Here is a 26,017-nt window from a genome sequence, read left to right as displayed (position 1 = left end):
CTCGCCGTCCTACTGCGCAAGGTCGGCCCTGAGGGCCTGCATCGCCGCCACGAGCATCGCGGTGCTGTTGAAGCACACCATTCCCGTCCCGGCAGCTTCCAGCTGCCGGACGTCCTCCGCCGTGCGGCCCACCGTGGCCCGCGCCACCCCGGCCCGCTTCGCCGCCTCCGCGATGCGGGACACCGCCTCCTGCACGGCGGGGTGCCTGATATCGCCGGCATGGCCGAGCGAGGCGCCCAGGTCGCCAGGGCCGATGAACACCGCATCGATCCCGGGCACGGAGACGATCTCGTCCACCACGGGAAGCGCCTCGGCATCCTCGACCATGATGATGACGGTGGTGTGCCGGTTCCGCGTTGCGTAATACGCCTTGCTGTCACCCGTGCCGTAGGCGGAGGAGCGCGACAGGGCCACGCCCCGCCTGCCCTTGGGCGCGTAGAGGGCGCGCTCCACCACCTCCCGCGCGATCGCGGCGCTGGAGACATGCGGCACAAGGACTCCGTCCGCGCCTGCGTCCAGCACGCGCTGGATGCTTGCCACTGATCCGTCCGGCACGCGGACCAGCCCGGCCATGCCGTGCATGGCGGCGGCGCGCAACATGTTCTCTATCGTCTCGAGATCCGCCGGGCCGTGCTCGGTGTCGATGATAACGAAATCATAGCCGCAGAGCCCCGCCATCTCGACGGTTGCGGCCGAGGGGATGCCGACGAAGAAACCAAGCAGGCGGTCGCCCCGGCGCATCCGGTCCTTGAAGCTGTCGGGCATGATGATCCCCCTCAGGCCGTGGCGTCGAGGCCGAGGAGCTGCGCCGCGTTGGACGAGACAAGCTTGCGGATATCCGCCTTGGGCACCTGCTGGTCGAGCAGCAGCCGGACCACCTGGCGGAATCCGTCCACCGGTCGTGGCGAGCCCACCAGCCCGAGATCGGAGGACAGGATGGTGCGATCGACCCCGGCCACCTCGATCAGGTGCACGAGTTCCTCCGGTGTGAACTTCTTTGACCGCCCCTCCACCCACATGCAGATCGAGTGCTCGATATGCGCGCCGATCGACACGAGTTCCCGGATGTCGTCATCCGTGCAGCCGATCATGTAGGTGGGATGGTTGACGAGCAGGCGGTTCACGCCACGCCGCCTGGCCTCGGCGAAGACCTTGATCATCTCGGCGGCGTCGAGATGCCCGCCGGCGAGGATGATGTCAGCCTCGGCGATGACGTCGAGCACCCGCTTGGTATCATCCAGCAATTCCCCATTGCTGTCGGTCGCCCGAAGGGGCAGGGGGTCGAGCATCTTCTTGGACGTCTTCGGGAAGGTCTTGCCCTGCCCGAGGACCTGCTCGATGTGGTTGGCCGCGGAGAGGGTGGGCATCCACACAATCTTCGCGCCAAGCTTCGCCGCATGGTCCACCGCATGGGGGTTGATGCCGCCCGAGGCATTGTTGAGTGCAATGCCCGAGAAAAGCTGCACGCCGAGATCGGGGAACAGCTTCTCCAGCAGGATCGCGTGGGCGGTGCCGAGGTAGAAATGGTCCTTGTAGAGAAGGGCGCGGAACCGTGCCGCGGCGCAGTCCAGCAGCGCCTCGTGATGGTCCAGGATCCGCGGCATCGCGGCGGGGCCGCTATGGCAGTGCAGATCGACGGCGCCGACCAGGAGTTCGGCCGCCTCCGTGTCCCGGGCCAGGGTCTCTTCGATGGTTTCGCTCATCGGTCTCGTCCTGCTCAGGCCTCGTCGGGCATCGGATAGTCGTCGGCGTTCAGGACCCAGCCTGGCTTCTTCGAGAAGTCGAGGCGGGGTGGGCAGAAGATGTCCACCAGCTGGTTCAACCCGTGGCGCTGGGCGCGGGTGGTGTGGATGGAGGGGGGCGGGATCACCGCGACGGAGGGGGAGCCGCAGAACTCGTGCTCGTCCTCGCGCCACTGGTTCATGTTGGGCGTCCAGGGCCACCGCAGGTCGTGGATGAACTCGCCGTCCAGCGCCAGCGAGCACTGCTCGAAGCTGTCATGGTGATGCGGAGAGAGCTTCGTGATGTCCCGCGGCTCGTGCCGGGGATCGAGGTAGTTCACCATGAAGGTCGAGCCGCGAAGGATGCGCCCGAAGCGTCCGGGCTCCACCGGCACATCCAGCCCGTAGCGTCGTATGCGGTACCCGTCCTTCGGCGCCGGCCAGGCCTTCAGGGGAGGGATCAGCGGGTTCGGCGTCGCATAGGCGTCGTTGTTCGGGCAGCGCGCGACGAGGTCCTCGGACAGGGTGGTGAAGAGGCGCACGAGGCGTCCTCCGCCCCGGATTTCCACGCTGCTGTCGCCGGGCGGGACGAAGACGACCGCGTCGCCCGCACAATCCTGCACCTCGCCATTGGCGGTGACCCGCGCTCCCGTGCCGGCATCGGGCAGGATGAGGACGTACTCGTCCTTTTGTCCCCTGCGTTCAAACCGCGCACCGCCGCGGGCCGCCGTGTAGACGACGATGAAGGTCTGGCCGCGGGCGTACCAGCTCTGTCCCTCGGGTCCGTCCTCCTCGGGCGGCCTCTCGTAGAACTTGACGTAGCTCGGCGGCGCATAGTCGCCGGGCGGCAAGGCATGGCTGGCGGCCGAGGGCGTCAGGGCCGCGCGGGGGTCGGATCTGTCGTACATGGTCTGCTGTCCCTAAGCCCCTGCCGATCGGTTGCGCGGGCGGCCCTGGTGGCGCGCGAACTGATGCATGCGGTCTGCATGGCCCGTCGGCGACGCCTTCGTCCCCGCAGGGCATTCGTGTGGATGACGCCGGGCACCGTATCCCCGGCTTTCCAGCTACTCCCGGCCAATCTGCCGTCTTTCCGGCATGCGGAATTCCATCGAGCGGCCAAGGCTGGCCGGGCGCAGGTCTCAGACGGGCTTCGGCAGAAGATGGGCGCGGGGGATTAGGCCTGCATGCGCCGGCTCGCGACCAGGTCCAGAAAGGCTCTCATGGCGGCGCTGGGATGCCGCCTGTTCGGATAGTAGAGGAACCAGCTCGGCAGCTTCGGGCTCCAGTCCTGCAGGAGCTCGACGAGAGAGCCCGCCGCGACGGAGGGCCGCACATAATCCTCGAGAAGATGGGCGATGCCTTGTCCGGCCAGCGCGGCGCTGAGTTCGTGATGGGCGGAACTCAGCGTCAGGCGCCCCTCGGGCGCGACCTCCACCGTCCTGCCGCCCTTCTCGAACCGCCAGCTGACGAGCGTGCCACCCGGGAAGCGGCGCCGGATGCAGTCCTGCCCAACAAGCTCCTCCGGGGTGCGAGGCTTGCCGTTCCGTCGGAGATAGGAGGGCGCCGCGACGATCGCGTAGCGGAGCGAGGGCCCGAGCGGGACGGCGATCATGTCCTTCGCCAGCTGCTGCCCGAACCGGACGCCCGCATCGAAGCCCTGGGCCACGATGTCGATGATGGCCGCGTCGCTTACGAGCTCCACATGAACCTCGGGGTAGCGTTCCATGAACTCGAAGACCAGCGGACAGAGAAGGTGATCCACGGCTGGCGGGGGAGCGTTGATGCGCAGCGTCCCCGAGGGCCGCTCGCGGAGTCCATCCAGATCTTCCACCGCCGTTCTGATCTCGTGCAGCGCCGGGGTGAGGCGGGCCAGCAGCCGCTCGCCGGCCTCCGTCGGTGCGACGCTGCGGGTGGTCCTGTTCAGCAGGCGAAGGCCAAGCCCGTCCTCAAGCGAACGCATCGTCTGGCTCAGCGCCGCCGACGAGACGCCGCGTTCCGCCGCGGCCGCCCGGAAGCCGCCGCACCGAACGATGGCCGCGAAAACATCTAGGCTGTCGAGCCGAAGTGACCTCATAGTAAACCAGAGATTATCAAAGTGGTCAGCATTAGCCAGCTTATCCGGGCATCTCCGGGGTGTCATCTCCGCGGCACGGCTCCCGCATCCCGCGGCGGCTAGGATGGGGACGGCATGCCGTGGCAGGCCTCACGATCAATCGCCGGGCGATCATGCTGACAGCCGCCGCCGGCGCCGCTGGTCTTGCGCCAGGCCTGGGCCGGCAGGCCGGGGCGCAGGCGGTGGTGCAAAGCGCGGGCAATGCCGGGCATTACCGCTTCAGGGTCGGCGAGATCACCGCCACGGTGCTCAGCGACGGCGTGATCGGCGGGCCGCCCCGTGTCTACGCCATCGACGCGCCGGAGGCCGAGCTGGGGTCGGTGCTGCGGAACGCCTTCCTTCCCACTGATCACATGACGCTGAACCTGAATACGCTGCTGATCGAGACGGGCGGACGCCGCGTCCTTCTCGAGGCCGGGGCTGGGCAGAGCATGGGGCCGAATGGCGGCCGCCTCTTCGCCAGCCTCGCAGCCATTGGCCTGGCGCCGAACGATATCGACGCGATCGTCGTCTCCCACGCCCACCCGGACCATGTCGGCAACCTCCGCGCGGCAGATGGCGGCCGGGCCTTTCCGCGTGCGGCGGTATTCGTGCCCCGTGACGACTGGAACTTCTTCGTCCGCGGTGAGCCCGACCTGTCCTACATGCCCGTGCCCGCGGAGTTCCGGCGCAGCTTCGCCGCCGCTATCAAACGCAGCGTGGAGCCTGTTGCGGGCGATGTGCAGCTTTATGAAGCCGGGCAGGAGATCGTGCCGGGCCTCAGCACCATCGCCGCCTCCGGGCACACGCCGGGCATGGTCGCCTTCCTCGTCCATTCCGGGAATGACGGGTTGCTGCTCACAGCGGACCTCGCCTACCAGCCGGTCATCAACATCGACCGCAACTGGCGGCCAGGGCCGGATCGCGACAGGGATGCGGCGCTGGAGGCGCGCCGACGCATCTTCGATCGGGCAGCGGCGGACCGGCTCCTCGTGCTCGGCTTCCACTACCCCTTCCCGGGTCTTGGACGGATACTGCGCACCGATACGGGATACGCCTGGGTCCCCGCCCACTGGCAGTTCTGACCGGCTGCCGGACCATGAGAAAGGAGAGAGCGCGTGACTGGTCCCGTATGCATGTCCCGCACCGGCCGGATCATGGCGAGCGGCGCGGGGACGGCGCCCGGTGTCCGGCGCGCGATGAGAGGTCTGTTCCGTTCCCCGGCGCTCAGATCGGCCTCTAGCCTGGCATGATGCGAGAGGATCACCACGCGGCAAGCCTGGCGGCGCATGCGCGGGCGCAGATCGCGCTCGCGGCGTGCAGCAAGGCCGATTGGCGATCCATCCTGCTACGCCGCTACACGGCACCCGCTGTCATCGAGGAGTTCGTGGTCCCTCCCTCCGCGGACCAGGTGATCGTCCTCGTGACGAATGGCTGCTTCGACATCGAGTCCCGTGCTGGTGGCCGTTGGCGCGGTGCGCGCTACGGAACGGGCAGCCTCGGCATGACGGCTCCCGGGCATGAGGCCACCCTGCGCTGGCGGGGCGAGGAGCCGAACGAGACGCTGCACCTGCACCTGCCGGCCTCGACGCTCCGCCGGGTGGCCGGGGACCTCTCGGCCATGGACCCGGCGCGGCTGGCCATGCCGAACGATCTCGCCTACCGCGATCCGCTTGTCGCGCAGGTGATGCTGAGCCTGTCGGAGGCGCTGTCCTGCGGGGCGCCGGAGCTCTATGCCGAGGCCGCGTGCGAGCTGCTCGCCAGCCATATCCTCCTTCGGCACGCCAGGCTGACGCCGAGGTCGCCGGCCTCGCTGCCGCATCCGCGGTTGCGCCGGGTGGAGGACTTCATGCGGAGCAACCTCGCGCGGCCTCTCACCCTCGATGAGCTGGCGCGCGAGGCGGGGATGAGCCCGTTCCATCTCCTGCGCGTCTTCCGGAAGATCCATGGCGAGACGCCGATCCGCAGGCTGACACGCCTGCGCATGGAGGCGGCACAGCGGCATCTTGAGGCCGGGCGGGAGCCTGTTTCCTCCATCGCCTTCCTGTGCGGCTACGAAAACCCTTCCCATTTCGCCACCGCTTTCCGCCGCATCGTCGGCGTCTCGCCCAGCGCCTACCGAGCCGGGGTGCGGTAGGCCCCTGCGACGGCAATTCCGCGAGGGACTTGGGCAGGATCGCGAGCGCCCGGTGCCGTGACGGAAGTTTAACCTTGCGGCCTGAATGCCTTGCCTGACCGGAGACCGACGCGATGGACGAGATGCCCCATGAACGAGGCGACATCCCCGTCAGCCGCCGTGGCCTGGTAATCGGCGCGACGCTCGCCGGCGCTCCCATGGTTCCGGTGGACGCCACCGCGCAGGCGCCTGCGACGCTGGGCGGCGTGCCCGGCGGCCTGGAGGTGAGCCTGACGGTGAACGGTGAGGCGCGGCGGCTCATCCTGGACCCGCGCGCATCCCTGCTCGACACGCTTCGGGAAGGGCTGGCGCTGACAGGCGCCAAGAAGGGCTGCGACCACGGCCAGTGCGGCGCCTGCACGGTTCATCTGGACGGCCGGCGCGTCGCCTCCTGCCTGACGCTCGCGGTGCAGGCCAACGGCCGCGCCGTGACGACGATCGAGGGCATCGCGCCGCCGGAGGGTGAGCTGCACCCCATGCAGCAGGCCTTCATCGACCACGACGCCTTGCAATGCGGTTACTGCACGCCCGGGCAGATCATGGCGGCCATAGCCTGCGTGCAGGAGGGCCATGCCAGCAATCCCGAGGAGATCCGCGAGTATATGAGCGGCAATCTCTGCCGTTGCGGCGCCTATGCCGGCATCCTGGCCGCGATCCAGGATGCTGCGCCCAAGATGCGGGTGGGCTGAGCCGATGCGCCCCTTCACCTATGCCCGGGCGGATGACCAGGCGGCCGCGATCCGCGCTGTTGCCGCGGGCGGAACTGGCACGCGCTTCCTGGCCGGCGGCACCACCCTTTATGACCTGATGAAGCTCGGCGTCGAGGCACCGGAGCGGCTGGTGGACATCAACGCACTGCCCGCTCTCCGCGGCTTCGACACATCGGGGCCGCGCGAGCTGGTCTTCGGCGCCGGTGCGCGGATGAGCGACGTGGCGGCCGACCCCCGGCTGGTTGCGGACTACCCCGCCCTGTCTGAGTCGCTCTGGAAGGCTGCCTCGCAGCAGCTGCGGAACATGGCCAGCCTCGGCGGCAACCTGCTGCAGCGCACGCGCTGCGCCTATTTCCGCGGCGGTGAGCCGTTCGCCTGCAACAAGCGCGTGCCCGGAAGCGGCTGCGCGGCGCGGGAGGGGATCGATCGCGGCCATGCCGTGCTGGGCGGAAGCGAGGCCTGCATCGCCACCTATCCCGGCGACTGGGCCGTCGCGTTGGCAGCCTTCGACGCGGTGGTGGATGTGGCCGGGCGGAGGGGCAGTCGCAGCATCCCGCTCGACGCACTGCACCGGGAGCCCGGCACGACGCCTGAGGTGGAGACGAGCCTGGCGCGGGACGAGATGATCCTGCGCATCCGGGTGCCGATCACGCCACTCGGCCGCGCCTCGACCTACCACAAGATCCGGGATCGCGAGTCCTATGCCTTCGCCCTGGCCTCCGCCGCCGTCGCGCTGCGCATGGAGGGCGAGGTGGTGCGGGAGGCGCGGATCGCGCTGGGCGGTCTCGCCACGCGCCCCTGGCGGGCGCGGGAGGCGGAGCGCGGCCTGGTCGGGCAGCGGCTCACCGCCGAGGCGGCCCGCGCCGCGGGCGATGCCGCCCTGCGCGGCGCCCGCCCGGGACACCACAATGCCTTCAGGATCGAGCTCGGCGCCCGCACGGTGGCCGATGCCCTCCTGATCGCCCGGCAGAGGGCCTGACGCATGAGCGATACCTCCTACCCGGACGCGCCCCGGATCGACGCGCGGGACAAGGTGCGCGGCGCGCTACGCTATGGCGCCGACGACGCCCGGCCTGGCATGGCCCATGCTGCGCTGGCCACCGCGACGATCGCGCGCGGCACTGTCCGCAGCATCGACACCGTTGCTGCCCGCGCCGTGCCCGGCGTGCGGCTGGTGCTGACCCATGCGGAACTGGCCGGGGTGAAGCCGCCGGGCTTCCTCATGGGTGGTGGCTACGGCTTCCAAAGCATCCAGCCCGTCACCTCGCCGCGCATCGCTTATCGCGGCCAGCCCATTGCCGTGGTGGTGGCGGACAGCCTCGAGGCCGCGATGGAGGGGGCAAGGGTGGTCCGCGCGGAGTACGCGGCCGAGCCGCATCAGGTGACGCTGGACGCGCCGCCGGCGGATGTTGTCGCACAGGCCGATTCCCCGCTTCCCAAGCCCATGTTCGCCGATGTCACCGCCGGCGAGGCCGACGCCGCCTTCGCCGCCGCCCCCGTGCGGATCGAGGCCGAGTTCCGCCATCCCGCGCAGCACCAGAACCCGATCGAGATGCTCTCCACCGTTGCCGAGTGGCGGGACGGGCACCTGACGGTGCATGAGGGCACCCAGAACGCCGAGGCGATCCGCCACGGGCTGGCGCGGCAGCTGGAGATCGAGCCGGCGCGCATCACCGTGCTGTCACCCTCCGCCGGCGGCGGCTTCGGGCAGAAGAACTCGCTGCAGGCGCATACCGTGCTGGCGGCGGAGGCGGCGCGGCGATTGGGGCGGCCGGTGAAGCTCGTCGTCACCCGGGCGCAGGTCTTCCACGACAGCAGTTTCCGTCCGGCCAGCCGCCACCGCATCCGGCTGGGCGCGGATGCGGAAGGCCGGATGCAGGCGCTGATCCACGAGACAGATTCGCAGACATCGCGCCACGACCTGTTCCCCACCCAGTATACGGAGCTCTCCGCCCGCCTCTACCGCGTGCCGAACTTCCGGGGTCGGGAGCGGCTGGTGCGGACCGACGTTCAGACACCCGGCTACATGCGTGCGCCCTATGAGCACCCCGCCGCCTTCGCCGTAGAGAGCTGCGTGGACGAGCTGGCCTACCGTCTGGGCCGGGATCCGGTGGCGCTGCGGCTGGCAAATGACGCGACGGCCGACCCGATTACCGGCCGGCCCTACTCCTCCCGCCATCTCGCCGAATGCCTGCGCCGCGGCGCGGCCCGGTTCGGCTGGGACCGGCGCAGCATGGCGCCGGGCTCCATGCGCGGCGAGGACGGGTCACTGATCGGGTGGGGCGTGGCCGCGGGCGCCTACAAGGCAGCGACCGCGCCGGCGGTCGCGAAGCTGCGTCTCCTGGCCGATGGCTCGGTCACCCTCGGCGTGGGTGGGCATGAGATGGGGCAGGGAATCCGCACCGCGATCACCGCCGTGCTCGTCCGGCGGCTCGGGGTGGAGCCCGGGCGGATCGCGCTAGAGATCGGCAGCACCGGCGCCACGCCGCAGCACCTCACTGCCGGTTCCTGGGGCACGGCGACGGTCGTCCCGGCCACCGAGGATGCCTGCGATGCCCTGCTGCGCGCGCTGGACGCGCTGCCACCTGGCTCGGCGCCCGCGGACCGGCTGCGCGCGGCCGGGCGCCCCTTTCTGGAGGTGGAGGTGAGCAGGCGGGCACCCGGGCAGCCGGAGGCGGTGATGGGCCGGCTGAACACCGGCCTGCCGGCGGCGGCGGGCCCGGCCTATCCGGAATTCGTCAGCTTCAGCCATGTGGCGCATTTCGTGGAAGTGCGGGTGGAACCGGGCACCCGCCGCATCCGCGTGCCGCGCGTGGTCAGCGTGGCCGATTGCGGCCGCGTGGTCAGCCCGCGCACGGCGGCCAGCCAGCTGCGCGGCGGCGTGGTGTGGGGGATCGGCGCCGCGCTGCGGGAGGTGAGCGAGGTGGACCCGCGCCATGGCGGTTTCCTCAACGCGGATCTCGCCGAGTACGTGCTGCCCGTGCATGCCGATATCGGCACGATAGAGGTGGAGTTCGTGGACGAGCCCGATCCGCGGCTCAACGGGGCGGGGGTGAAGGGGCTGGGCGAGGTGGCCATGGTGGGCGTGGCCCCGGCCATTGCCAACGCCGTGCACCATGCCACGGGGAAGCGCCTGCGTGCCCTGCCGATCCGGGTGGAGGACCTGCTGTAGAACCGCCCGCCCGCAACGCCGGGACGGGGGCCGGCATGGCCGCAGGGCGGCAGCGCTCCGTGCCACGCCATTGCCCGGGCGGGCAGATCCTGCGCCGGATGGACCGGAGAAGTCGGACTTCGTAATGTCCGGATCGTCTCGATCAGGATCGTGCGGCCATGGCATCTGTCAACGTGCTCCCCGGCGTGCCGAAGGTGGAGTCGCCGCTTTTTGAGACGCTGTTCCAGGACGCGGATCCCGAGACGCTCCGGATCGCCCGCGCGCTGCACGAGGACGGCTTCGCGCTGATCGACTTCCCCGAGCCCGACTTCCCGGCTCTCGCGGATGCCATCATCGCCAAGCTCGGGCCGCAGATGCCGCTGGAGGCGTGGCGGGCGGGCAGCGCCTCGGGCCCGCGCACTGAAGGGGCTTGGCGCGACGTGCCGGAGGTGCGGCGGATCGCGACCAACCCGGCCATCCTGGACCTGCTGGCCCGGCTCTACGGGCGGCGCGCCTTCCCCTTCCAGACGCTGAACTTCCCGGTCGGGACGCAGCAGCACCCGCACACGGATTCGGCGCATTTCAGCTCCATGCCCGAGCGGTTCATGTGCGGTGTCTGGGTGGCGCTGGAGGACATCCACGCGGATTCCGGGCCGCTGATGTACTACCCCGGCAGCCATCGCCTCCCGGTCTTCACTAACGAGCATGTGGGCTTCGCCGCCCATGCTGCCGAGACGGTGCCGAACCAGTCGGTGTTCGAGCCGATGTGGCGGGCGCTTGTCGAGGCGCGGGGGATGAAGCCGGCGCATTTCCTGCCCAAGCGCGGCCAGGCGGTGATCTGGACGGCCAACCTCCTGCATGGTGGCTCGGCCCAGGCGGACATGAACCGGACCCGCTGGTCCCAGGTGACGCACTACTACTTCGAGGACTGCGCCTACTACACGCCGATGCACTCCGACCCTGCCTTCGGCCAGATCGCCTACAGGCAGGTGCAGGACATCACGACGGGGGAGGCGGTGCCGAACCGCTATCTCGGGCGGGAGGTGCCGGCGCGGCATATCGCCGCCACCCGGCCGGCCGGCTCCTGGGCCGGTGGCCCCACCATGGGCGGCATGGCGCCCGCCGCTGCGCCGCCGGCCGGGCTGGTCCCGCGTGCGCGCCGGGCGGTCGGGCGGGCGCTGCGCAGCCTCGGGCTGAGGTGACCGCGGCGTAGCCGCTGCCCGCCGTCGTTCCTACATGAGCGCGATGAACGACAGCGCGCCCCTGCAGAGCTTTATCGAACGCCACCGGCGGATCTTCGTGCTGACCGGGGCGGGGTGCAGCACGAACTCCGGCATCCCCGACTACCGGGACGCTCAGGGGCAGTGGAAGCGGCCCCAGCCCATGACCTTCCAGGCCTTCATGGGCGGTGCCGCGGCCCGCCAGCGCTACTGGGCACGCAGTCTGATCGGTTGGCGCCGCTTCGGTCGGGTGCGCCCGAACAGCACCCACCACGCGCTCGCGCGGCTGGAGGCACGGGGTAAGAGCGAGTTCCTGCTCACCCAGAATGTCGATCGGCTGCACCAGGCCGCGGGCAGCAACCAGGTGGTGGACCTGCATGGCCGGCTGGACCAGGTCCGCTGCACCGGCTGCGGGGCGACGATCCCGCGGGAGACGCTGCAGGCGGAGATGGTCCGGCTCAATCCCGGCTGGGCGGAGCGGGAGGCTTCGGTCGCGCCGGATGGCGACGCCGATCTCGAAGCGGCGGACTTCGCCGACTTCGCCATCCCGCCCTGCGCGGCCTGTGGCGGCGTGCTCAAGCCCGATGTCGTGTTCTTCGGCGAATGCGTGCCGCGTGAGCGGGTCGATGCCGCCCGTGAGGCGCTCGACCAGGCCGATGCGGTGCTCGTCGTCGGCTCGTCGCTGATGGTCTATTCGGGGTTCCGCTTTGCCCAGGCGGCCGCCCGGGTGGGAAAGCCGGTCGCGGCGGTGAATCTGGGCCGCACCCGGGCCGACGACCTGCTCGCGCTGAAGGTGGAGCAGCCCTGCGACGAAGCCCTCGCCTTCCTGCTGTAGGCGGACGGGCCGATGGCCAGCCCGGCTCTGCAGCGGCTCCGGCGGCATGCCCGCCGGAACACGCTGTTTCCGCCTACGACGCTGGCCGATGCCGTCGCGCGGCTCGGCTTCGTGCAGGCCGACCCGATCCGCGCGCCGGCCCGGGCGCAGGACCTCATCCTGCGGCATCGCGTTCGCGGCTACCGCGCGGGCGAGCTGGAGCGCCGCTTCGCGCGGCTGGGGCTGGAGAAGGACTTCCTCTACGCCTACGGCTTCATGCCGGCCGAGACACGGGCGCTGCTGCATCCCCGCCTGGACCCGCAGGGCGCCCTTCAAGCGGAAGGGTTGGCGGCCGATGTCCTGGCCTTCGTCCGCGCCCGCGGCCCGACCCACCCGCGGGACTTGGAGGAGCGCTTCGGTCGCGAGCGCGCCGTAAATGGTTGGGGCGGCTTCTCCAAGGCGACGACGCGGGCTCTGGAGGCCTTGCACCACCACGGCCTGCTGCGCGTGGCGCATCGCCAGGATGGGATTCGCCTCTACGAGGCCGCCCGCCCCGCGCTACCCGCGGCAGAGGCGGCCGAGCGGGCGAGACAGGCCGTGATGCGGGTGGCGCGCATTCTGGCCCCGGTCTCCCCCGTCGGCCTGCGGGGCGCGCTGGCGCTGATGGCCCGACGCAATCCTGATCTCGGGCCGCTGGGCCCGGTGGTCGCCGCCGCGCTCCGGGACGGCGAGCTGGAGGAGGACATGATTGAGGGCGAGCGCTATCTCTGGCCCACGCCCGAGGGTGGCGAGGACGGCGGGGCAGGGGTACGGGATGTCCGCCTGCTGGCGCCCTTCGATCCCCTTGTCTGGGACCGGCGGCGCTTCGAGCATCTCTGGGGATGGGCCTACCGGTTCGAGGCCTATACGCCCCCGCCGCAGCGGCTCTTCGGATATTACGCCCTGCCGCTGCTCTGGGGCGATGCCGTGATCGGCTGGGCCAATCTCGCCCTGCCGGGAGGAAGGCTGGATATGAGCCTAGGGTTCATTGAGCGCGAGCCGCGCGGCCTGGTGTTCCGCCGTGCCCTCGATGCCGAGCTGGCACGGGTGGAGCGGTTCCTCTCGGCTAGGGCGGCCAGAGCCTGAGCATCCGGATCTTCCGCGATGGCTGCAGGTGTCCGCCGTTGCGAAGCAGAGCCCGGTGCAAGGGGCCGCAGCCCCCGAACGATGTCCTTACCCCTGCCTTTTCCACCAACTCGTTTTCGGGCCCTTCTGTTTCTGGGCCAGGGCTGCTTTGGCGTCCTCAATCAGCTGGGTGAGCTCCGCGACGTCCATGGTGGCCAGGTCGGCCGCTTCGCTCGTCATTCCACGATCCATTACTGGCGGATGGGTCTGACCGGTTGCATGTCGCTCTGTCTGGCCGCGGCCCACGCTGCATTTCTCCGGCGTCAAAAGAAGGGTTGCTTGCCGCGCCGACCAGGATCTCGCCGCCCCGGAACGGTCGTCGCCGAGTTCGTGGCGGTGTTGTCGGTCAGCATCCCTGTTGCTCATCCAAACTGCCCCAAGCCACGACCCGGGCAGAGGCCAGCGCCTCCACAGCCGCCTCTCCGCCAAGGGCGGCGCAACATGGAGTGCTGCCCTGGCAGTGTCCATTAGCGCCAACGGCCGCTTATGCCGACTGAAAGAATGCGATCACACGGACGTGAGCGGTGCGTCCAGGAGGCAGTCTGGTCCGTAAGTCCCGGACACAGCCGACAGGATCCATTCCCTTGCCCAAAAGGAATGTCGAAGTCTTCGAGCGAGGCTTTCTGAAATGGATTGCGCAGGACGCAATGGCTCGCGCGGTTCGCGGGGTTCCGGCGAGCCGCCAGGACGCTGTCGTGAACCAGATGCGTGACGAGATGAGAGAGCTCCTGATCCATGCTCCGGCTGAGAAGGATGCCATCCTGGATGTCCGGGCCCGTGCCGAGATCGCGGTGGCTTTCGGGGTGCGGTTTCCGGATAGCTGAGGCTCGAACTGGCCCCTCAGACACGTCCCGCGACAGGCAGCGGGGGGCGGTGCTGACCGTGACCGCATAGGGCGGCTGGCCAGGAACATACCCGTCATGGGTGCATGACGAGTTGCCCTCCAGCTGGCCCGCCGCCCACCGTGCCTGATCAGTCTCCTGACGGGTCCGCCGCGATCCGGTCCAAGGCCGGCATCATCTCGTCCGGCAGGTTCAGTTCGGCGGCGGCAAGGTTCTCCCGTAGATGCACGACGGAAGAGGTGCCAGGTATCAGCAGGATGTTGGGCGAGCGGCGGAGCAGCCAGGCAAGGGCGAGTTGCATCGGCGTGGCGCCCAGGCTCTGCGCCGCCTCGGAGAGGGCGGAGGACTGCAGCGGGCTGAAGCCGCCGAGCGGGAAGAACGGGACATAGGCGATGCCGTCGCGGGCGAGGCTGTCGATCAGCGCGTCGTCGCCACGATGGGCAAGGTTGTACTGGTTCTGCACGCAGACGATGTCGCAAAGGCCGCGGCCCTGCTCGACCTGGGCCGGAGTGACGTTGCTGAGGCCGATATGTCGGACGAGGCCGCGCTGCTGGAGTTCCGCGAGGGCGGCCAGCGGCGCCTCGATGGAGCCCTCTACCGGGCCATGCACGTCCAGCATGATGCGGAGGTTCACGACCTCCAGCACCTCGAGGCCGAGGTTGCGCAGGTTGTCGTGGACTGCCCGGGTCAGCTCCTCGGGGGAGAATGCCGGGAGCCAGCCGCCCCTCTCGTCCCGCCGGGCGCCGATCTTGGTGACGAGGGTGAGCTCGGCGGGGTAGGGCGCCAGGGCCTCACGGATGAGCTGGTTGGTGATGTGGGGGCCGTAGAAGTCGCTGGTGTCGATATGGTTCACCCCGGCGGCGATAGCCTCGCGCAGCACGGCGACGGCGGCGCCATGGTCCTTCGGCGGGCCGAAGACGCCGGGTCCGGCGAGCTGCATGGCGCCGTAACCGAGGCGGTTCACCGTGCGGCTGCCGAGGCGGAAGGTGCCGGCCTGTTCGATGCGGGTCATGGTCGATCTCCTGTGGGTGTCCTGTAGCTAGGCCCCTTGGCTTTGCGCGATAACCCGGCACAATCTGCACGACCTGTGCGGAATGGCGGACAATGCGGGCCGATCTCAGCGACCTGAACGCCTTCCTCGCGGTGGCGCGGGCCGGAGGGTTCCGGGACGGGGCGCGGGCGATCGGCGCCAGCGCTTCGGGTGTGAGCGAGGCGGTGCGGCGGCTGGAGGCCGGGCTCGGGGTGCGGCTGCTGCACCGGACGACGCGCAGCGTGGTGCCCACGGAAGCTGGGGCACGGCTGCTGGAACGGCTCGGCCCGGCGCTCGGCGAGGTGGAGGCCGCGCTGGACGTGGTGAACGGGTTCCGCGACCGGCCCGCGGGCACTCTTCGGCTGAATGTGCCGGTCAGCGCGGCGCGGCTGGTGCTGCCGCGCATCGTGCCGCCCTTCCTCGCGGCCTATCCCGACATCCAGCTGGAGGTGACGGCCGAGGACAGCTTTGTGGACCTGCTGGGCGCCGGCTGCGACGCCGGCATCCGCTACGACGAGCGGCTGGAGGGGGACATGATCGCGGTGCCGATCGGGCCGCGGGTGCAGCGCTACGCCCTTGCGGCTTCGCCGGACTATCTGCGCTGCCACGGAAGGCCGGAGCATCCGCGCGAACTGCTCGGCCATGCCTGCCTGCGCGGCCGCTTCAGCAGCGGCGCGATGATGGTGTGGGAGTTCGAACACGGCGAGGAGATGGTGCGGGTGGAGCCCAGTGGTCCGCTGCTCGTGAGCGTGGGGGCTGCGACCGACCTGGCCGTCGAGGCAGCGGTGGGCGGCACGGGGATCATCTACCTCTTCGAGGACTGGCTGCGGCCGTATCTCGACGCTGGCGCGCTGGAGCCCATCCTGGAACCGTGGTGGCAGGCCTTCTCCGGGCCGTTCCTCTACTACCCCGGGCGGCGGCTGGTGCCCGCGCCGCTGCGGGCCTTCATCGACTTCATCAAAGGGCCGGCAAGCCAGGTGCCGCCGGCGCGTTGAGCGAGGCCTAGACCGTATCGCGCTGGTCACCTGGCACAAATCCGGCGGTGACCAGCACGCCGGTGCGCAGCCGAGCACCTGCCCGTCGGCCACGCGGTTCCCCTGGGGTTTGCCGTTGGCTAGAAGGCCGGCATGGACAACAGCATGGCTGCCAAGCCCTACAGCAAGCTGAAGGGTGATCCGTACCAGGCGTATCAGGAACTGCCGGCCGAGGTGCGCCGGGCGCTGCAGGAGGCCCTGGTGGACTGGTGTCCCCTGCGCGCCCGCGAATGGCATCTTCACCTGCTGCGCCGGCAGCGGCTGCGGCCGGCGCAGGCGGCGTCCGTCCTCGTCGAGACCATCCGCAAGCACGACCATGCCGAGGTGGCCGCCTTCGCGCGGACATGGCCGAAAGGCGCCGAGGCCTATCCCCACCTCGCGGCCGGCGCGACGCTGCAGCGCTATGTCGGGGCGGACGGCATTCCCGAAGCCAATCCGATTGTCCTCGCCCCAGCCGTGAGGCCGCCCAACGCACCAGCGGCGAAGCCGGCCAAGGCACGGGCGGCGAAATCATCCCAGGCGCGGGCAGCGAAGCCGTCCAAGCCACGGTCCGCAAAGCCATCCAAGGCGCAGGCCAAGCGCTCGGCAGGCCGTCGCTCCCGGCGCTAGGCTCGGAGAGGAAGCGGGCGCTGGCGGAAGGGCGGATCGGCCTTACCGCCGCCCTTGACGCCCTCATCCTCCATCCACGAACCATGGAGCATGGCAGCGCGTACCCTCGAATACCGGCACCTTGAGATCTTCCGCGCCGTCATGCGGACCGGCAGCGTTACGGGTGCCGGCGCATTGCTGGGCATGTCGCAGCCCGGCGTCAGCCGCCTCCTGGCACAGACTGAGACACTGGCGGGCTTTCCTCTTTTCCAACGAGTCGGTGGCCGGCTTGTTCCGACGGAACACGCGCACGCCCTGCACGAGGAGGCGGAGAGGGTCTTCATCGGGGTGCAGGAGATCGCGGCCCTGACCGAGCGGCTGCGGCGCGGCACGCCGCGGCGGATCGTCATCGCCGCAATCCCTCTGCTGACCCTGGCGGTCCTGCCCCGTGCCGCGGCGGAGTGGGGACGGGCGGAACGGAGAGAGCAGCTCATCATCCATTCGGGGACGGTCGGGCGCGTGATCGGGATGGTGGCGTCCCGGCAGGCGGATCTCGGGCTCGTCACGGAAATCCCAGATATTCCGGGGCTGCGAACCACCGTCCTGGCCCGGAACAGGGCCATGTGCGCCATGGCGCCCGGCCATCGCCTGGCCAGGCACGCAACTGTCCGCGCCGCCGACCTGGATGGCGAGCCCTACATCGCGCTCTCGCGAGAGGAAGGGCGGCAGGCCAGGGTGGATGCCGCGCTGGAGAGTAGCGGCGCCCGGCCCCGCGAGATCGCCGAGTGCCGCATGACCAGCGGGGCGGCAGCCATGGCCGCGGCAGGGGCTGGCATTACGGTGGTGGACCCGTTGGCGGCCGCGCCCTCCATGGGCGCCGGGCTCGTGCTTCGCCCCTTCGAGCCCGCGATCGAAGTGACCTACCGATTGATCTGGCCGGAGGAGGCGCCGGACAATTTCGGGCGCGCCGAGCTATTCCAGGCCATCCGGTCCTCTGTGCGATCGGTGATGAGCGAGATGAAGCGTAAGACGCGGATCTGACCAAGTATTTCGCGAAGAGGAATCTCGCGCCATAAGCGGGGCGATACCGCCATGCCGATTTGATATGACCGCAATGCCGCTGTCACATGTCAGCATCGCGTCTCATGAGCGACCCCTTCGGCCCCGGCTTCTTGGAACGCCCTTATTGGTGGGAGGCGGCACCGCCCCCTCCGCCGGTGCCGCTGCCCCTGCCGGACACGGCCGATGCTATCATCATTGGAGCCGGTATCGCCGGGCTGTCCACGGCGATCGAGCTGGGGCGGAACGGTGTGCGCCCCCTGGTCCTGGACCGTGAGGCGATCGGCTGGGGCGCCTCCTCCCGCAATGGCGGCGCGCTGGGGGGCGCCGGGAGCCTGGGCAAATCCCGCTCCGACCTTGTGGAGACCTTCGGCAGGCAATTCGTCTCCGAGCTGATGGAGGAGGGCGAGCAGGCTTTCGAGGATTTCGAGGGCTTCGTCGCGCGCGAGGGACTGGAGTGCGACTACGTGCGCTGCGGCCGCTTCGTCGGCGCCCACGCGCCCGCTGCGCTCGATGGGCTGAAGCGACGCATCGATCTGATCAACGCCGCCGGTGGGGAGGAGGCTTTCTTCGTCCCGCGCGACCGCGTGGCCGAGGAGATCGCGACCGACCGCTATTTCGGCGGCATGATGCTGCGCCGGGCAGGGTCGCTTCACCCCGCGAAGTATGTGCGCTCCCTCGCTGCGGCCGCCGAGCGCTTGGGCGCAACGCTGATGGGCGGCGTCGAAATGCGCGGTTATCGCCGGGAGGCCGATGGCGGCTTCGTGGTCGAGACCAGCCACGGGACGCTGCGCACCGCCCGGCTGATGATCGCGACCAATGGCTACACCGGCGGGGCCACGCCGTGGCATCGCCGGCGTCTCATCCCCGTCGCCAGCTACATGATCGCGACCGAGGAGATCGGCGAGGAGCGGGTGCGGAAGGCGCTGCCGCAACTCCGGGTCTATGGCGACACGAAAAAGGTGCTCTACTACTTCCGGCCCTCACCGGATCATCGCCGCATCCTCTTCGGAGGGCGCGCCAGCTTCGTAAATGCCGATCTCCGCGCTTCCGGCACGACGCTGCATCGCTACCTGACGCATCTGATCCCGGCGCTGCGCGATGTCCGCATCTCGCATTCCTGGAAGGGGAATGTCGCCTTCGCCTTCGACATGATGCCGCATCTCGGCGAGCAGGACGGCGTGCACTACGCCATGGCCTGCAACGGCAGCGGCGTGGTGACGATGACGCATCTGGGCACCGCCACCGCGCGGCAGATGCTGGGTTCCGCCAACAAGCCCTCCGCCTTCGCGCGCCTGCCCTTCCCGACCCGCCCGCTCTATACCGGCCATCCCTGGTTCCTGCCGGTGGTCGGCCTGTCCTACCAGCTCAAGGACCGGCTGGACGGCTGGCGCGTGCCGAAGGGCGCGGCCTAGTGGGGGCGCATCCCCACTTCACCGCGGCGGAGTTCGGATTGCGGCTCGACCGGCTGAAGGCGCGCCTGCGCTCGGCCGGTGTGGAGGTGGCGCTGTTCGACGAGATCGAGGCGATGACCTGGATCTCCGGCTTCGGCAGCTCCGCCAATCGCTGGCGCTGCGTTGCCATTCCGCTCGAGGCCGAGCCCTTCTTCCTCATCCGCGCGCTGGACGCCTCGGTCTGCCGCGAGCGGAGCTGGATCGCGGATGTGCCGACCTTCCGCGACTGGGAGGAGCCGGTGCCGGTGCTGGCCGAGGCGCTGCGCGCGCGCGGGTTGGAACGGGCCACGATCGGCCTGGACTTCGAGAGCTACGGCACCTCCATCGCCCGGATGCGCGCCATGCAGGCCGCCCTGCCGGATGCGCGCTTCGTCGATATCGGCCCCGTGGTGGCGGAGCTGCGGCTGATCAAGTCGCCCGCCGAGATCGCGCTGCTGCGCAAGGCCGCCACTATCGGGGACGAGGCGCTGCGCCGCGCCGCGGCTGCCTGCGTGCCCGGGGCCTCGCAGCGGGACGCGGCGCGCATCGCGCAGGCCACCTTCATCGAGATGGGCGGCGATCCCTACCGCCCCGGCCCCATCACCGCAGGCCGCGGCTGGGACTTCCTGCACGGCCATCTCGGCGACGAGCCCCTGGCCATGGGCGACGTGGTGCATATCGAGCTGACGCCGCGGGTGTACGGCTATTCCAGCCGCATGATGCGATGCGTCGTCCTCGGCGAGCCGGAGCCGGAGCGTCAACGGGCTGCGGAGGTCCTGGCGGAACTGCAGGACCGGCAGATTGCCGCGATGCAGCCCGGTACGGTGGCCGGCGAGGTGGATGCCATCATGCGCGAGGGCGTGCTCGCCGCCGGGCTGCGCGACAGCTACGACAACATCACCGCCTATACGCTCGGCCTCTACGGCGATGCCGGGCCACGCACCAGCGACTTCACGCGCATCTTCCACCCGGGCGCCACTTGGCGGTTGGAAGCGGGCATGGTGATGCATGTCTACGCCTCTGCCGGCGGCGCGGCGCTGAGCGAGACGGTGCTGGTCACGGAGACCGGCCCGGAACTGCTGACCGCCCTGCCGCGCGGCCTTCTCGTCAACCGATAGGGATACCATCCACCATGTTCGACGTCGTCGATACCGGCATCGTGCCCTCCAAGGGACCGATCAGCGGCACCGTGAAGAAGGGCAACCTCGTGATCACCGCGCAGGTTCCCAAGGACCCGGTGAGCGGGGCAATCATCCAGGGCGACATCGACGTGCAGACGCGCCGCACGCTGGATAACCTGCGCATGGCCCTGAAGGGTGCGGGCGGCAGCTTGGCCGATGTCATGCTTTGCCAGGTCTATCTGATCGATCCGGCGGATGCGGCCGGGATGAACGCCGTGTATCGCGAGTACTTCCAGGAGCCCTATCCCTGCCGCGCCACGGTGGTGGCCAGGGAACTGCTCGCGCCTGGCATGCGGATCGAGCTGATCGCCACGGCGCATCTGGGCTGATGCAATCGGCGGGGATCATCGTCCTCGGCGCAGGCGTCGCCGGGCTTTCCACCGCGCTGCCGCTGGCGCGCGCGGGGCGCCGCGTGACGGTGATCGACCCGCTGGGCCCGGCGGGCGGCGCGTCCTTCGGCAATGCCGGGCTGATCAGCGCCGAAACGGTGGTGCCGATCGCGCTGCCGGGCATGCTGCGCAAGGTGCCGTCCTGGCTGGCGGATCCGCTCGGGCCGCTGGCGGTGCGCCCCGCCTACCTGCCGAAAGCCGCGCCCTGGCTGGCGCGGTGGATCCGCGCCGGCCGGATGGACCGCGTGCACGCCATATCGGATGCCATGGCCCGCCTGCATGGCGGCGCCTTCGATGCCTGGCGCGACCTTCTGGGGCCGGACTTCACGGCGCTGATTCGCCGCAGCGGCCAGGTCCAGCTCTGGGACGAGGCGGAGGAGACCGCCGGCGCGGTGCTGGAGCGCGGGCTGCGCGCGCGACACGGGATCGAGGCGCAGGAGCTGGGCCAGGACGATATCCGCCAGATCTTCCCCGGCATTGCCCGCCATGTCACGCGCGGCCTCCTGATCCCGGGCAATGGCCACACCGTCAGCCCACCCCGTGCCGTGCGCCGCCTGGCCGAGCTGCTGCTGGAGGCGGGCGGCACCATCCTGCCGCAGCGGGCCATGAAGCTGATCCCGGACAGCAGCAGCGGGTGGACGGTGATGACCAACACCGACAACCTGCGGGCCGGGCAGGTCGTCGTCGCGGGTGGCGCCTGGTCCCGCGCGATGCTCGATCCGCTGGGTGTTTCCGTCCCACTGGAGACGGAGCGCGGCTACCATCTCATGCTGCCGTCCCCCAGCATCGAGCCGCGGCTGCCGATCCTCTACAAGTCCCGGAACTTCGGCGTGACGCCGATGGAGGAGGGGCTTCGCGTCGCGGGCACGGTGGAGATCGCGGGGCCGGAGACACCGCCGGACGAACGGCGTGCGGCCCGGTTGATGCAGCACCTGCTCCAGCTCTTCCCGGAGATGCAGGCGGGCGAGCCGCGGCTATGGATGGGCTTCCGGCCCTCCACGCCGGATAGCCTGCCGGTGCTCGGCCCCGTGCCTGGGCATCCCGGCCTGCATCTCTGCTTCGGGCACGGCCATTTCGGCATGACCGGCGGCCCCCCAAGCGGCGCCCTCGTCGCCGGCACGATTCTTGGTCAGGTTCCGGCCATCGACGTGGCACCCTACTCCATCACCCGCTTCCACTGACTCACCCACAGAAAGGGCGAACCATGGCTTCCGCGACCATCCCCAGGCGCCTGCTCCTCGGCACCGCGCTCGCCGCACCGGCCCTTCTCTCGCGCCGCGCCCATGCGGCGGGCGAGGTGATCGTCCGCACGCCCGGCGGCACCTATGACGACGTGATGCGGCGCGTGGTCTACGACCCTTTCACGCGGGAGACCGGCATCCAGGTGCGCCCGGTGGCGGCCACCGCCGCCAAGCTGCTCGCCATGTTCCGCGCGGGGAACGTGGAGCTGGACCTGATCGACACGGGCGACCACCAGCTGATGCGGCTGGAGCGAATGGGAGCCCTGGCGCCCATCGCCTATGACAGCTGGACCCGCTCCAAGCCCGAGGACATCAACCCCGAGGTCAAGCTGTCCCACCGCGTCGGCAACTTCGTCTATGCCAGCGTGCTCGGCTACAGCACCGAGCATTTCGGCGCGAACCCGCCGGCCTCCTGGAAGGACTTCTGGGATGCCGGGCGCTTCCCTGGCCCGCGGATGCTGACGGACATGGCCGCGGGCTCGGCCAGCCTCGAATTCGCGCTGCTGGCCGATGGCGTGCCGCGCGACAAGCTGTACCCGATCGACGTGGACCGCGCGCTACGCGTGATGGACCGCATCCGCCCGCAGATCCGCCGCTTCTGGGACACCGGCGCGCTGTCCGGCCAGATGCTGTCGGACAAGGAGGTGGTGGCCGGCTCCATCTGGAACGGGCGGTTGCAGGTGCTGATCGATCGCGGCGCCAAGCTCGGCTACACCTGGAACGAGCACATGATCCAGGTGCAGGCGCTGGGCGTGTTCAAGGATGCGCGCAACGTCGAGGGCGCGCAGAAGCTGATCGACTTCATGATGCAGCCCGCGGTGCAGGCGGAATACGCCAAGCCGCTGATCTATGGCCCGACCAACCTGAAGGCCTTCCCGCTGCTGACCGCGGAGGAGCGCGAGCGCATGCCGGGTGGGGAGCAGTCCCTTCGGCTGGGCTTCTACCAGAACATCGAGTGGTGGGAGGACAACCGGGACCGCGTCAGCCGCACCTGGTCGCGCTGGGTGCAGCGCTGATGGAGGGCTCCGTCGCCCTCGAGGGCGTGACGAAGCGCTACGGTTCGGAGACGGTGGTGGCGGATGTGTCCCTCGCCATCCCGCCGGGGGAGTTCTTCACGCTTCTCGGTCCGTCCGGCAGCGGCAAGACCACCACCCTCTCCATGCTGGCCGGCTTCGTCACTGCCGATGCAGGGCGCGTGATGCTGAACGGGCAGGACATGACGCATGTCCCGCCCCGCGGTCGCGGGCTCGGCATGGTGTTCCAGAACTACGCGATCTTCCCGCATCTGGACGTGGCAGAGAACGTGGCCTTCCCGCTCTCGGTGAAGGGCGCTCCCAAAGCTGAAATCCAGACCCGCGTCGCCGAGGCGCTGGCGATGGTGAAGCTGACGGGCTTCGAGCGGCGCTATGCCCGCCAACTCTCCGGCGGGCAGCAGCAGCGCGTGGCGCTGGCGCGCGCCATCGTGGCCCACCCGCGCGTGGTGCTGATGGACGAGCCGCTTGGCGCGCTGGACAAAAACCTGCGCTACCACATGCAGGTGGAGATCAAGGAGATCTCGCGCCGCCTGGGCACGACGGTGATCTACGTCACCCACGACCAGGAGGAGGCGCTCACCATGTCCGACCGGATCGCGATTATGAATCACGGTCGGATCGCGCAGATGGGGCCGCCGCGTGAGGTGTATGAGCGGCCGGATTCCACCTTCGTCGCCGCCTTTCTCGGGGAGGCGAACCTGCTTGTTGCGCGCCGGGATGGCGACCGCGTCGCGGGGCCGGGCGGGATGCCGATCCAGGCCGGCGCCGGGCGCGTCGAGGCGGCCGAGGGGAGGCTCTTCGTGCGCCCCGAGAAAGTCTCAATCGCCGGCGAGGGCGCCGGGGCAGGCCCGAACTCCCTGCCGGGCCGCGTGCGACACGCCTCTTTCCTCGGCAACGTCGTCCGCTATGAGGTGGAGGTCGCCGAGGGCGCACTCATCCTCTGCGATGCCGCCAACGCGGCGGGGATCACCCTGCATCCGCCTGGCGAGGCAGTGCAGCTGACCTGGCGCGCCGAAGACAGCCGGCTGCTGGCGGCCTGATCCGATGCCCATTCGCCTTCAAGGGGCCTTGCTGCTCCTGCTGCCCTCATTCCTGCTGCTTGCCGCGCTGTTCCTGATTCCGATCGCATGGTTTCTCATCGGCTCGATGCAAGAATTCGCCACCTGGGCCGAGTTCGTGGAGGAGGCGGAGGCGGTGCTGTTCTCCGGCGGCGTCGGGCGGTCGCTGGTAAACACAGGCTGGATCGGGGCCGTCGTCACGCTGCTCGCGCTCTTGATCGGCTATCCCATGTCCTACGTGCTGTCCCGCGCGCGGGGATTGGCCTTCACCGCCATCCTGCTCTGCATCGTGCTGCCCTATTTCACCAGCACCATCGTGCGGACCTATGCCTGGATGGTGCTGCTGGGGCGCAACGGGTTGATCAATCAGATCCTGCTAGGGCTGGGGATCGTGGAGGAGCCGCTGCAGCTTCTCTACAACCGGCTCGGCGTCGTGATCGGCATGACCTATGTCCTGCTGCCCTATATGGTGCTGACGCTCTACGCGGCCATGAAGGCGGTGGATCACCGGCTGCTTCAGGCGGCCGAAGGAATGGGCGCGACGCCCGCGCAGGTGTTCCGCCGCGTCTTCGTGCCGCTGACCATGCACGGGGTGGTGGCCGGCATCCTGATCACCTTCATCCTGGCGATCGGCTTCTTCGTGACTCCCGCCCTGATGGGTGGTCCGTCCGACGTGATGATCGCCATGCTCATCGAGCGGGAGGTGGAGATCACCCAGAACTGGCCCGCCGCGGCCATGATGACGGTGGTGCTTCTCGCCGTGACCCTCACCCTCTACGCGGTCTACAGCCGCTTCGCCGAGCCTGGGGAGGCCGCACGATGATGGGCCCGGTCCTACGCGACACCCTGCTGAAGGCGTTGGTGACGCTTCTCTGCATTGGGATGCTGGCACCGATCGTCATCGTCGCGATCGCCTCCTTCTCCGGCGACGGCTACCTGAAGTTCCCGCCCGAAAGCTTCTCCACCCAGTGGTACGAGCGGTTCCTCGGCGACCCGCGCTGGCGGCAGGCGATCGTCAATTCCGTGATGATCGCCGTCATGGCCTCCCTGATCTCGACCACCCTTGGCTTCCTCGCGGCCTATGCGATGGTCCGGGCGCATTTCCCGCTCAAGCGCGTGGTGGCAGCACTGTTGCTCACGCCGGTGATCGTGCCGCATGTGATCACGGCTGTGGCGGTGTACTTCCTCTCCTCGCGCCTCGGCCTCGTCGGCGTCCGGCCGTGGATCGCCGTCGCGCATTCTGTTGTCGCGCTGCCCGTTGTTCTGGTGATTCTCCAGTCCGCGCTCCGCACCGTGGATCCCGCGCTGGAGCGGGCGGCGATGGTGTTCGGCTGCACGCGCTGGGGGGTGTTCCGGCGGGTGGTTCTGCCGATTGCCCTGCCGGGGGTGGTTTCAGCAGCACTCTTCGCCTTCCTGACCTCCTTCGACGAGTTGGTCATCTCGATCTTCCTGGCGGGTTTCCGCTCGGAAACCCTGCCGGTCCGGATCTGGAACAGCCTGCTGCTTGAGGTGGAGCCGACCATTGCTGCCGTATCGAGCCTGCTGATCGCTGTCACGGCGCTCGCCCTCGGGATCGATGCGCTGCTCCGCCGGCTGCGCGGTGGAGCTGGAGGCATGCCCACGCGCTAAAGGCGAGCTGCCATCCCCGAGGGACCTTTCGGCTTCAGGGAGACGGCGGTGACCCGTTCAGCGGGAGTCGGGGAAAGCCGGCGGGGGCGGGAGCAGCGAGGACGCGCGACGGATCGTCAGCTGTTGGAGGACAGGAGGAGGTTCAGCAGGATCTGCAGCATCGGGCCGCCCGCGGAAACGGACAGGATCAGCAGAAGCCCAAGGAACAGCACGACCAGCAAAAGCGCCCGTCCCAGGCATCCGGCCCTTGCCGGGACCGGCGGGGTGTCCATGCCATAGGATCCGGCGTCCGGCACCCGTCTGGACCGGGCTGCACCCGCGAGCATGTCCCGCAGGCGCCCCATGGACACGTCGCGCTCCATGCCTCCGGAAGGCGGGATGACCGGCCCCCACGGGCTCCTTTTACGCCTCGGCGCAGGGGCAGGCATGGGCGCGGGTGCCGGGACCCTGG

General features: G+C 69.7%; 27 protein-coding genes. 20 read left to right on the top strand and 7 right to left on the bottom strand.

What is annotated here, in order from left to right:
* Window positions 1-9: 9 nt before the first annotated feature.
* The 4 genes from ACVBD7_RS17145 to ACVBD7_RS17130 form a co-directional block, all read right to left on the bottom strand.
* A complete protein-coding gene (locus ACVBD7_RS17145) occupies window positions 10-765 on the bottom strand; it encodes an HpcH/HpaI aldolase family protein (protein WP_458094447.1) in 756 nt (251 codons plus the stop codon).
* Between the two features lie 11 nt (window positions 766-776).
* Entirely contained in the window at window positions 777-1,703 is a 927-nt protein-coding gene (locus tag ACVBD7_RS17140) for a DUF6282 family protein (protein ID WP_458094446.1), read from the bottom strand.
* Between the two features lie 14 nt (window positions 1,704-1,717).
* Window positions 1,718-2,629, bottom strand: coding sequence for a hypothetical protein (locus ACVBD7_RS17135; RefSeq protein ID WP_458094445.1), 912 nt, complete (start codon window positions 2,627-2,629; stop codon window positions 1,718-1,720).
* Window positions 2,630-2,895: 266 nt separating this feature from the next.
* On the bottom strand, window positions 2,896-3,795 hold the full coding sequence (locus tag ACVBD7_RS17130; protein ID WP_458094444.1) for a LysR family transcriptional regulator: 900 nt from the start codon (window positions 3,793-3,795) through the stop codon (window positions 2,896-2,898).
* 119 nt (window positions 3,796-3,914) lie between these two features.
* Here ACVBD7_RS17130 and ACVBD7_RS17125 point away from each other — a divergent pair, with 119 nt between their 5' ends.
* From ACVBD7_RS17125 to ACVBD7_RS17090, 8 genes are all read left to right on the top strand, one after another.
* On the top strand, window positions 3,915-4,898 hold the full coding sequence (locus tag ACVBD7_RS17125) for an MBL fold metallo-hydrolase (RefSeq protein ID WP_458094443.1): 984 nt from the start codon (window positions 3,915-3,917) through the stop codon (window positions 4,896-4,898).
* Window positions 4,899-5,062: 164 nt separating this feature from the next.
* On the top strand, window positions 5,063-5,950 hold the full coding sequence (locus ACVBD7_RS17120) for a helix-turn-helix domain-containing protein (protein ID WP_458094442.1): 888 nt from the start codon (window positions 5,063-5,065) through the stop codon (window positions 5,948-5,950).
* A gap of 197 nt (window positions 5,951-6,147) precedes the next feature.
* Window positions 6,148-6,678 (top strand): (2Fe-2S)-binding protein, encoded by a 531-nt coding sequence (locus ACVBD7_RS17115; protein WP_458097718.1) that lies wholly within the window; start codon window positions 6,148-6,150, stop codon window positions 6,676-6,678.
* A 4-nt stretch (window positions 6,679-6,682) separates the two neighbouring features.
* Complete coding sequence (locus tag ACVBD7_RS17110) at window positions 6,683-7,678, top strand: FAD binding domain-containing protein (protein WP_458094441.1); 996 nt, start codon at window positions 6,683-6,685, stop codon at window positions 7,676-7,678.
* 3 nt (window positions 7,679-7,681) lie between these two features.
* Entirely contained in the window at window positions 7,682-9,871 is a 2,190-nt protein-coding gene (locus tag ACVBD7_RS17105; protein ID WP_458094440.1) for a xanthine dehydrogenase family protein molybdopterin-binding subunit, read from the top strand.
* A gap of 158 nt (window positions 9,872-10,029) precedes the next feature.
* Complete coding sequence (locus ACVBD7_RS17100; protein WP_458094439.1) at window positions 10,030-11,052, top strand: phytanoyl-CoA dioxygenase family protein; 1,023 nt, start codon at window positions 10,030-10,032, stop codon at window positions 11,050-11,052.
* Window positions 11,053-11,095: 43 nt separating this feature from the next.
* Window positions 11,096-11,905 carry an NAD-dependent protein deacetylase gene (locus ACVBD7_RS17095; RefSeq protein WP_458094438.1) on the top strand — a complete coding sequence of 270 codons (810 nt, stop codon included), beginning with the start codon at window positions 11,096-11,098 and terminating at the stop codon, window positions 11,903-11,905.
* Window positions 11,906-11,917: 12 nt separating this feature from the next.
* The gene (locus ACVBD7_RS17090) at window positions 11,918-13,009 is read left to right on the top strand and encodes a DNA glycosylase AlkZ-like family protein (RefSeq protein WP_458094437.1); all 1,092 of its coding nucleotides are present in this window, start codon (window positions 11,918-11,920) and stop codon (window positions 13,007-13,009) included.
* A gap of 87 nt (window positions 13,010-13,096) precedes the next feature.
* Here ACVBD7_RS17090 and ACVBD7_RS17085 read toward each other — a convergent pair whose 3' ends face one another.
* The gene (locus ACVBD7_RS17085; protein WP_458094436.1) at window positions 13,097-13,228 is read right to left on the bottom strand and encodes a hypothetical protein; all 132 of its coding nucleotides are present in this window, start codon (window positions 13,226-13,228) and stop codon (window positions 13,097-13,099) included.
* 515 nt (window positions 13,229-13,743) lie between these two features.
* Here ACVBD7_RS17085 and ACVBD7_RS17080 point away from each other — a divergent pair.
* Window positions 13,744-13,872 carry a hypothetical protein gene (locus tag ACVBD7_RS17080; RefSeq protein ID WP_458094435.1) on the top strand — a complete coding sequence of 43 codons (129 nt, stop codon included), beginning with the start codon at window positions 13,744-13,746 and terminating at the stop codon, window positions 13,870-13,872.
* 148 nt (window positions 13,873-14,020) lie between these two features.
* Here the strand turns inward: ACVBD7_RS17080 and ACVBD7_RS17075 are convergent, their stop codons facing one another.
* Window positions 14,021-14,902 carry an aldo/keto reductase family oxidoreductase gene (locus tag ACVBD7_RS17075; protein ID WP_458094434.1) on the bottom strand — a complete coding sequence of 294 codons (882 nt, stop codon included), beginning with the start codon at window positions 14,900-14,902 and terminating at the stop codon, window positions 14,021-14,023.
* A 92-nt stretch (window positions 14,903-14,994) separates the two neighbouring features.
* On the opposite strand from ACVBD7_RS17075, the gene ACVBD7_RS17070 reads away from it, so the two are divergent.
* The 11 genes from ACVBD7_RS17070 (at window position 14,995) to ACVBD7_RS17020 (ending at window position 25,566) form a co-directional block, all read left to right on the top strand.
* Entirely contained in the window at window positions 14,995-15,915 is a 921-nt protein-coding gene (locus ACVBD7_RS17070) for a LysR family transcriptional regulator (protein WP_458094433.1), read from the top strand.
* Window positions 15,916-16,047: 132 nt separating this feature from the next.
* The gene (locus ACVBD7_RS17065) at window positions 16,048-16,563 is read left to right on the top strand and encodes a DUF6525 family protein (protein WP_458094432.1); all 516 of its coding nucleotides are present in this window, start codon (window positions 16,048-16,050) and stop codon (window positions 16,561-16,563) included.
* Between the two features lie 90 nt (window positions 16,564-16,653).
* On the top strand, window positions 16,654-17,583 hold the full coding sequence (locus tag ACVBD7_RS17060) for a LysR substrate-binding domain-containing protein (protein WP_458094431.1): 930 nt from the start codon (window positions 16,654-16,656) through the stop codon (window positions 17,581-17,583).
* Window positions 17,584-17,687: 104 nt separating this feature from the next.
* Complete coding sequence (locus ACVBD7_RS17055) at window positions 17,688-19,016, top strand: NAD(P)/FAD-dependent oxidoreductase (RefSeq protein ID WP_458094430.1); 1,329 nt, start codon at window positions 17,688-17,690, stop codon at window positions 19,014-19,016.
* On the top strand, window positions 19,016-20,152 hold the full coding sequence (locus ACVBD7_RS17050; protein WP_458094429.1) for a M24 family metallopeptidase: 1,137 nt from the start codon (window positions 19,016-19,018) through the stop codon (window positions 20,150-20,152). Before ACVBD7_RS17055 ends, ACVBD7_RS17050 begins: the two co-directional genes overlap by 1 nt.
* A gap of 14 nt (window positions 20,153-20,166) precedes the next feature.
* A complete protein-coding gene (locus tag ACVBD7_RS17045; protein ID WP_458094428.1) occupies window positions 20,167-20,544 on the top strand; it encodes a RidA family protein in 378 nt (125 codons plus the stop codon).
* Complete coding sequence (locus ACVBD7_RS17040) at window positions 20,544-21,785, top strand: NAD(P)/FAD-dependent oxidoreductase (RefSeq protein WP_458094427.1); 1,242 nt, start codon at window positions 20,544-20,546, stop codon at window positions 21,783-21,785. The genes ACVBD7_RS17045 and ACVBD7_RS17040 overlap by 1 nt, the downstream gene beginning before the upstream one ends.
* A gap of 23 nt (window positions 21,786-21,808) precedes the next feature.
* A complete protein-coding gene (locus tag ACVBD7_RS17035) occupies window positions 21,809-22,861 on the top strand; it encodes an ABC transporter substrate-binding protein (protein ID WP_458094426.1) in 1,053 nt (350 codons plus the stop codon).
* Window positions 22,804-23,919 carry an ABC transporter ATP-binding protein gene (locus ACVBD7_RS17030; RefSeq protein ID WP_458094425.1) on the top strand — a complete coding sequence of 372 codons (1,116 nt, stop codon included), beginning with the start codon at window positions 22,804-22,806 and terminating at the stop codon, window positions 23,917-23,919. Before ACVBD7_RS17035 ends, ACVBD7_RS17030 begins: the two co-directional genes overlap by 58 nt.
* Window positions 23,920-23,923: 4 nt before the next feature.
* Window positions 23,924-24,760 (top strand): ABC transporter permease, encoded by an 837-nt coding sequence (locus ACVBD7_RS17025; protein ID WP_458094424.1) that lies wholly within the window; start codon window positions 23,924-23,926, stop codon window positions 24,758-24,760.
* Window positions 24,757-25,566, top strand: coding sequence for an ABC transporter permease (locus ACVBD7_RS17020; RefSeq protein WP_458094423.1), 810 nt, complete (start codon window positions 24,757-24,759; stop codon window positions 25,564-25,566). The genes ACVBD7_RS17025 and ACVBD7_RS17020 overlap by 4 nt, the downstream gene beginning before the upstream one ends.
* A 116-nt stretch (window positions 25,567-25,682) precedes the next feature.
* Here ACVBD7_RS17020 and ACVBD7_RS17015 read toward each other — a convergent pair whose 3' ends face one another.
* Window positions 25,683-25,838, bottom strand: a complete 156-nt coding sequence (locus ACVBD7_RS17015; protein WP_458094422.1) for a hypothetical protein — start codon at window positions 25,836-25,838, stop codon at window positions 25,683-25,685.
* Window positions 25,839-26,017 lie beyond the last annotated feature (179 nt).

This window comes from Roseomonas sp. WA12, assembly GCF_054165765.1.
This window is presented reverse-complemented; position numbering and strand designations above follow the sequence as displayed.

What these genes read in the sequence shown, in the direction of transcription:
- ACVBD7_RS17145 (WP_458094447.1), bottom strand. Translation starts at nt 765, where the DNA reads ATGCCCGACAGCTTCAAGGACCGGATGCGCCGGGGCGACCGCCTGCTT.
- ACVBD7_RS17140 (WP_458094446.1), bottom strand. Translation starts at nt 1,703, where the DNA reads ATGAGCGAAACCATCGAAGAGACCCTGGCCCGGGACACGGAGGCGGCC.
- ACVBD7_RS17135 (WP_458094445.1), bottom strand. Translation starts at nt 2,629, where the DNA reads ATGTACGACAGATCCGACCCCCGCGCGGCCCTGACGCCCTCGGCCGCC.
- ACVBD7_RS17130 (WP_458094444.1), bottom strand. Translation starts at nt 3,795, where the DNA reads ATGAGGTCACTTCGGCTCGACAGCCTAGATGTTTTCGCGGCCATCGTT.
- ACVBD7_RS17120 (WP_458094442.1), top strand. Translation starts at nt 5,063, where the DNA reads ATGATGCGAGAGGATCACCACGCGGCAAGCCTGGCGGCGCATGCGCGG.
- ACVBD7_RS17115 (WP_458097718.1), top strand. Translation starts at nt 6,148, where the DNA reads ATGGTTCCGGTGGACGCCACCGCGCAGGCGCCTGCGACGCTGGGCGGC.
- ACVBD7_RS17110 (WP_458094441.1), top strand. Translation starts at nt 6,683, where the DNA reads ATGCGCCCCTTCACCTATGCCCGGGCGGATGACCAGGCGGCCGCGATC.
- ACVBD7_RS17105 (WP_458094440.1), top strand. Translation starts at nt 7,682, where the DNA reads ATGAGCGATACCTCCTACCCGGACGCGCCCCGGATCGACGCGCGGGAC.
- ACVBD7_RS17100 (WP_458094439.1), top strand. Translation starts at nt 10,030, where the DNA reads ATGGCATCTGTCAACGTGCTCCCCGGCGTGCCGAAGGTGGAGTCGCCG.
- ACVBD7_RS17095 (WP_458094438.1), top strand. Translation starts at nt 11,096, where the DNA reads ATGAACGACAGCGCGCCCCTGCAGAGCTTTATCGAACGCCACCGGCGG.
- ACVBD7_RS17090 (WP_458094437.1), top strand. Translation starts at nt 11,918, where the DNA reads ATGGCCAGCCCGGCTCTGCAGCGGCTCCGGCGGCATGCCCGCCGGAAC.
- ACVBD7_RS17085 (WP_458094436.1), bottom strand. Translation starts at nt 13,228, where the DNA reads ATGACGAGCGAAGCGGCCGACCTGGCCACCATGGACGTCGCGGAGCTC.
- ACVBD7_RS17075 (WP_458094434.1), bottom strand. Translation starts at nt 14,902, where the DNA reads ATGACCCGCATCGAACAGGCCGGCACCTTCCGCCTCGGCAGCCGCACG.
- ACVBD7_RS17070 (WP_458094433.1), top strand. Translation starts at nt 14,995, where the DNA reads ATGCGGGCCGATCTCAGCGACCTGAACGCCTTCCTCGCGGTGGCGCGG.
- ACVBD7_RS17065 (WP_458094432.1), top strand. Translation starts at nt 16,048, where the DNA reads ATGGACAACAGCATGGCTGCCAAGCCCTACAGCAAGCTGAAGGGTGAT.
- ACVBD7_RS17060 (WP_458094431.1), top strand. Translation starts at nt 16,654, where the DNA reads ATGGCAGCGCGTACCCTCGAATACCGGCACCTTGAGATCTTCCGCGCC.
- ACVBD7_RS17055 (WP_458094430.1), top strand. Translation starts at nt 17,688, where the DNA reads ATGAGCGACCCCTTCGGCCCCGGCTTCTTGGAACGCCCTTATTGGTGG.
- ACVBD7_RS17045 (WP_458094428.1), top strand. Translation starts at nt 20,167, where the DNA reads ATGTTCGACGTCGTCGATACCGGCATCGTGCCCTCCAAGGGACCGATC.
- ACVBD7_RS17040 (WP_458094427.1), top strand. Translation starts at nt 20,544, where the DNA reads ATGCAATCGGCGGGGATCATCGTCCTCGGCGCAGGCGTCGCCGGGCTT.
- ACVBD7_RS17035 (WP_458094426.1), top strand. Translation starts at nt 21,809, where the DNA reads ATGGCTTCCGCGACCATCCCCAGGCGCCTGCTCCTCGGCACCGCGCTC.
- ACVBD7_RS17025 (WP_458094424.1), top strand. Translation starts at nt 23,924, where the DNA reads ATGCCCATTCGCCTTCAAGGGGCCTTGCTGCTCCTGCTGCCCTCATTC.
- ACVBD7_RS17020 (WP_458094423.1), top strand. Translation starts at nt 24,757, where the DNA reads ATGATGGGCCCGGTCCTACGCGACACCCTGCTGAAGGCGTTGGTGACG.
- ACVBD7_RS17015 (WP_458094422.1), bottom strand. Translation starts at nt 25,838, where the DNA reads ATGGACACCCCGCCGGTCCCGGCAAGGGCCGGATGCCTGGGACGGGCG.